The sequence below is a fragment of the Rossellomorea sp. GCM10028870 genome (genome assembly GCF_042666755.1).
GTDB lineage: Bacteria > Bacillota > Bacilli > Bacillales > Bacillaceae_B > Rossellomorea.
In genome coordinates, this window is sequence record NZ_JBHTGN010000010.1 from 24,853 (window position 1) to 30,878 (window position 6,026).

Here is a 6,026-nt window from a genome sequence, read left to right on the forward strand (position 1 = left end):
AATGACAGGCACCATCCGTAAAGTGTCGAATCTTCTATGGGTAACATTTAAGATTCGACAGAAATCGGGAGGTGCCTGTCATTTTGTGTATAAAACGAACATTTAAATAAAAAATATATATAATGTTCGTATTTTGTGTTGACGGTCGTGGGTCTGGTTGGTACAATAGTACTGTAATCATAACAAAACATTATAAAAGTTTTACGTCGTATAATTTCGGGAATAGGGCCCGAGCGTTTCTACCAAGCTACCGTAAATGGCTTGACTACGAGGTGATTGAGAATAGGACCGGGGAACATTTTTTATCTCCATTTACCTATTCATCATGATCTTAACAGTCAAAGCCTTGAACTCTGGTAGTTCGAGGCTTTTTTTATTGAAATGTCAGATTCTACGACGACTCTATAGGAGGAGTGCAAGAATGAAAAATTTCTTTCAGTTCGATCAGTTGGGAACCACTTACAGAAGGGAAATCATCGGGGGATTAACAACGTTCCTTTCAATGGCTTATATTTTAATTGTTAATCCACTTACGTTAACCCTTCAGTCTGTACCGGATCTGCCGGATAGCATGAGAATGGATTATGGAGCGGTATTTGTCGCTACGGCATTGGCTGCTGCCATCGGCTCGTTGATCATGGGCTTGATTGCGAAATATCCCATTGCTTTAGCTCCAGGTATGGGATTGAACGCATTCTTCGCATACACGGTGGTGTTAACGATGGGTGTACCATGGCAATCAGCTTTAACAGGAGTATTGATTTCAGGTTTGATTTTTATCGTACTCACATTATCAGGTATCAGGGAAAAAATTATTAACTCAATCCCGGCAGAATTGAAATATGCCGTGGGAGCGGGTATCGGACTTTTCATTACCTTTATCGGGTTTCAAAATGCAGGAATTATTGTGAATAACGATGCAGTATTAGTGGGTCTTGGCGATTTAACGAATGGTTCGACTCTTCTTGCGATCTTTGGAATTATCATTACCGTTATTCTTATGACAAGAGGCGTTAAAGGCGGTATATTCATCGGGATGGTTGTTACGGCAATCGTCGGAATGATCGTTGGGTTAATCGACACGCCGGAAAAAGTAGTAGACGCCGCACCAAGTCTTGCTCCTACGTTTGGAGCAGCACTAGATCCTTTATTCAATGATGCAGGCAGTATTTTCACCATACAAATGCTTGTTGTAATTCTAACATTCTTATTCGTTGATTTCTTTGATACGGCGGGCACCCTTGTAGCGGTAGCCAATCAGGCAGGATTAATGAAGGAAAATAAATTACCACGCGCTGGTAAAGCTTTATTTGCCGATTCTTGTGCAACAGTAGTGGGAGCGATCCTGGGTACTTCAACGACAACGTCTTATATCGAATCTTCTGCCGGGGTAGCAGCAGGAGCGAGAACAGGATTTGCTTCAGTGGTAACAGCGGTACTATTCTTACTCTCTATTTTCTTCTTCCCGCTCCTTGCCGTCATTACATCGGCAGTGACAGCTCCAGCACTTATCATTGTAGGGGTGTTGATGGTTTCGTCACTGGGTGAAATTGATTGGAAGAAGTTTGAGGTAGCTGTGCCGGCATTCTTAACGATTGTGGCCATGCCATTAACGTACAGCATCGCGACAGGTATCGCCATCGGATTTATCTTCTACCCTATTACGATGATCATGAAGGGTCGCGTAAAGGAAATCCATCCGATCATGTATTTCTTGTTTGTTATCTTCGTTATGTATTTTATATTCTTAGTTTAAAATAAAAAATTCTTTAAGCTGGTCTCTCGCAGATCAGCTTTTTCTTATTCGCTCTTTTCTCAAAGCTTGTTGCTTTTAACATAAGTTCTGCAAGGCTCTGTCAATTAGCGTGTGCTAGATGGTGAGGGGAACTGCTCCGCTTTCCGCGGACGTTCGGCCGAGCCTCCTCAGCTACGCTTCCGGGGTCTCGGCACGCCCGTACTTCCGCAGGAGTCTGCGCAGTTCCCCTCACCATCTTTAACAGAATCTATGTGACAGAGCTTCAAGGTGTACCATAAAACAAAATAACTAGTAAAAATAATTCTTCTTCCTTAAGACAAACAATCTCTCTTTAACTTAAATGAGATTGTTTGCTAGAAAGCTTCTTATAATTGTTTTCGATTAAGGATTCATGCTCAGAAAGTTGATTGGAGCGGAAAACAACTAGTACTTTCTCTTCTACAATAGCAAAAACTTTACGAAAAGAGCCTTCTTATTTAATAAAGGAAAAGTGTGAAACATAAATAGAGGAGTCGGAGGGAGATTTAGAGAAGATATACGTATAGAGTAAGTATGAATTGAAAAAAGTGAGGGTTTTCGTTAAAATCATGAAATCGGATAGTGTCGAAAATGGTCGAAATTATGGGGAGAATGACGATGTCTACTTTAAATGTGAAAAAAGCGTTAAATAACAATGTATTGATTGCAGATCACGAGAACTACGGTGAAGTCGTGCTGATCGGAAAAGGAATAGGGTTCAACCGCAAAAAAGGGGACCCCATCCAGAATGATATTGCAGAAAAGATGTTTGTGTTAAAAGGAGAGAAAGAGCAGGAGCAATACAAAAACCTCCTTCCTTTCTTAAATGATGATATGTCAAACGTCATTATTTCTGCCATCGAGTTAATCAGAAAAAGAACCAACTCTTTTCTTAATGAGCATATTCACATCGCCCTGACCGACCATATCCTGTTTGCGATTAACCGATTGATGAGAGGGATGGAAATCCGTAATCCGTTTCTGGTAGAAACGAGGACACTCTATCCATTCGAATACGAAATAGCCAGAGAAGTGGTAAGTATGATCAATGAAATGACAGATGTTCATTTGCCGGAAGGGGAAGTAGGGTTTATTGCCCTCCATATCCATAGTGCCATGATGAACAAGGATCTGTCTGAAGTGAATCAACACTCCCAGTTGATTGGACGCCTGACCGGGATGATCGAACAGCAGCTGGATGTGAAAATTAACAAGGAAAGCGTCGATTATATGAGGCTTGTACGCCATATTCGATATACAATAGAACGTGTACTCCGGGAAGAAAGAGTGGAAGAACCAGAAAAAATCGCAAAACTGTTGAAAGAGGAATACCCTCTCTGCTATAATTTATCTTGGAAGCTGATCAAGATGATGCAGCAAACATTACAAAAACCCGTCTACGATGCAGAGGCTGTTTACTTAACCATGCATTTGCAGCGTATTCAGAGTAAAGTTAAATAAAGCACTTATCTTTCTTACGTGTTACTGATACGATCAGGCATGAGTGAAGAAGATGATTGAAACGTATATTTTGGGGAAGTCTATCCTTATACGTTCATTATCCTCTTTTCTCATGCCTTTTTTGTTTGCAATCATCATCTAATTAGTTGAAAAAAAGAACGAAATAAAAGGAGGAAACTTCATGTTTAAAAAGGCTTTTGGCGTTTTACAAAAAGTCGGTAAAGCTCTTATGCTGCCTGTAGCGATCTTGCCAGCAGCGGGACTATTGCTTGCATTCGGTAATGCATTGCAAAATCCGACGTTATTAGAAATTGCTCCATTCCTTTCAAACGGCGGCGTTGAAATGGTCGCAAGTGTCATGGAACAAGCAGGTGGAATTATCTTCGGAAACTTAGCCCTGTTATTCGCAGTGGGTGTAGCCATCGGTTTAGCTGGTGGGGAAGGGGTCGCTGGTTTAGCGGCTATCGTTGGTTTCTTGATTATGAACGTAACAATGGGAACAGTTGAAGGACTGGGAATCGGAGATGTAACAGGTGATGGTGTAGATCCTGCATACGCACTTGTCCTGGGGATTCCTACCCTTCAAACCGGGGTATTCGGTGGTATTATCGTCGGGATACTCGCGGCGGCAATGTACAATCGTTTCTTCCAAATCGAACTCCCTTCATATCTGGGATTCTTCGCGGGTAAACGATTTGTTCCAATCGCAACGGCAGCGTCTGCTGTTGTACTAGGACTATTAATGTTATTAATCTGGCCTCCGATTCAAAATGGCCTTAATGCATTCTCTAACTTTATGCTTGGTGAAAACAGAGCATTTGCTGCATTCATATTCGGTGTAATCGAACGTGCTCTTATACCATTTGGACTTCACCATATTTTCTATTCACCCTTCTGGTTCGAATTCGGTTCGTATACTTCAGAAGCAGGGAATATCGTCCGTGGAGATCAGGCGATCTTCATGAAGCAGATTCAAGATGGTGTTCAGGATCTGACTGCAGGTACCTTCATGACTGGTAAATTCCCATTCATGATGTTTGGTCTTCCGGCAGCGGCATTAGCGATCTACCATGAAGCAAAACCTGAAAGAAAAGCAGTTGTAGCAGGTATCATGGGATCTGCAGCTTTAACATCTTTCTTAACAGGTATCACAGAACCAATCGAATTCTCATTCTTATTCGTAGCACCGGTACTATTTGGTATCCATACAATCTTTGCAGGTTTATCTTTCTTAACCATGCATCTATTAGATGTTAAAATCGGTATGACATTCTCAGGTGGATTAATTGACTACATCCTATTCGGATTGATCAACCCACAAACAAACGCATGGATCGTTATTCCGGTAGGGGCAGTATTTGCTGTCATTTACTACTTCGGATTCCGTTTCGCTATCCGTAAGTTCAATCTCATGACTCCTGGTCGTGAAGATGTGGACGAAGATGACGATGGATCACCGGCGAGTTCAGCTGGAGACCTTCCTTACAACATCCTGGAAGCAATGGGTGGACAAGAAAACATCGCTCACTTAGACGCATGTATCACTCGTCTCCGTGTTTCTGTAAATGATGTGAAAAATGTTGATAAGAATCGCCTGAAAAAATTAGGTGCTTCAGGTGTACTTGAAGTTGGAGATAATATTCAAGCAATCTTCGGACCTAAATCCGACACAATCAAATCGCAAATGCAAGACATCATCCGTGGAAAAGCTCCACGCAGAGTAGAAACAAGCGCAAATGAAGAAGTTGAGCAACAAATTGAAGAAGTGAACCCAGAAGCACTTCAAACAACAGAAGAACAAAAGAACGAAAAGTTCGTAGCACCAATTACAGGAGAAATCAAAGACATCACGGAAGTTCCTGACCAAGTATTCTCAGGGAAAATGATGGGTGATGGTTTCGCGATCGTACCGACAGAAGGAACAATCGTTTCTCCTATCACGGGTAAAGTCGTGAACGTATTCCCGACGAAGCATGCCATCGGACTAGAGTCCAAAGCAGGCCGTGAAGTTCTGATCCACGTAGGAATCGATACGGTTAAATTAGAAGGTAAAGGATTTGAAGCGCTAGTAAAAGAAGGAGACCAAGTAGAAGCAGGTCAACCATTACTAGAAGTAGATCTTGACTACATCAAAGAAAACGCGCCTTCAATCATGACACCGATTGTATTCACTAACCTTAAAGAAGGTCAGCAAGTAACGATCGAGAAGTCAGGTAAGGTAAACCGTAACGACGAAAACATCATCAAGATCGATTAATGAATAATCAAAAACCATTTCCATCCTCTTACTATGAGGGTGGAAATGGTTTTTTTGTTAGTATTTGAACTTTTACTAGAGGGAGTGGGTGAAGTATAGCTGCTTAATATATAGAAGGAAAATAGCAGAGAGTCTCTGCTTCAAAGCCAAGAATGTCAGTTTCCAGCCTGTGTTGTGGGGGGTGTGGTCGTAATGAAAAATAAATAATAGAAAGACTAAAGGAAGTTTCTCGAAAAAAAGTCTCTCAAAAGTATTGACGTATGTCTGATAGATTGATATACTTTAAAAACCGTCGCAAGAGAGCAGCGAGTACATAACAACTTCAAAACAGGAATTTAAAACATCGTGAAAAAAAGTTGTTGACAAACATACTGCATTCTTGATATGATGGTCAAGTCGCTTCAAACAGAAGCACTTACACATTGAACCTTGAAAACTGAACAAAACAAGACAATACGTCAACGTTAATTCTAGATTTATTTTTAAAGAGCTATTCAAACTTTTATCGGAGAGTTTGATCCTGGCTCAGGACGA

Annotated in this window: 3 protein-coding genes and 1 riboswitch; all 3 genes read left to right on the top strand. The window is 41.2% G+C overall.

The genetic code is table 11. From position 1 onward, the window contains the following. Window positions 1–186: 186 nt before the first annotated feature. Window positions 187–288, top strand: a riboswitch (purine riboswitch). A gap of 133 nt (window positions 289–421) precedes the next feature. The 3 genes from ACFQWC_RS23000 to ptsG all read left to right on the top strand — a co-directional run bounded on the left by ACFQWC_RS23000 (window position 422) and on the right by ptsG (window position 5,492). Then, complete coding sequence (locus ACFQWC_RS23000; RefSeq protein ID WP_044340671.1) at window positions 422–1,756, top strand: NCS2 family permease; 1,335 nt, start codon at window positions 422–424, stop codon at window positions 1,754–1,756. A 636-nt stretch (window positions 1,757–2,392) separates the two neighbouring features. Continuing rightward, the gene (glcT, locus tag ACFQWC_RS23005) at window positions 2,393–3,235 is read left to right on the top strand and encodes a glucose PTS transporter transcription antiterminator GlcT (protein WP_299746892.1); all 843 of its coding nucleotides are present in this window, start codon (window positions 2,393–2,395) and stop codon (window positions 3,233–3,235) included. A gap of 181 nt (window positions 3,236–3,416) precedes the next feature. Then, window positions 3,417–5,492, top strand: a complete 2,076-nt coding sequence (ptsG, locus tag ACFQWC_RS23010) for a glucose-specific PTS transporter subunit IIBC (protein WP_299746899.1) — start codon at window positions 3,417–3,419, stop codon at window positions 5,490–5,492. Window positions 5,493–6,026: the final 534 nt, after the last annotated feature.

What these genes read in the sequence shown, in the direction of transcription:
- ACFQWC_RS23000 (WP_044340671.1), top strand. Translation starts at nt 422, where the DNA reads ATGAAAAATTTCTTTCAGTTCGATCAGTTGGGAACCACTTACAGAAGG.
- glcT (WP_299746892.1), top strand. Translation starts at nt 2,393, where the DNA reads ATGTCTACTTTAAATGTGAAAAAAGCGTTAAATAACAATGTATTGATT.
- ptsG (WP_299746899.1), top strand. Translation starts at nt 3,417, where the DNA reads ATGTTTAAAAAGGCTTTTGGCGTTTTACAAAAAGTCGGTAAAGCTCTT.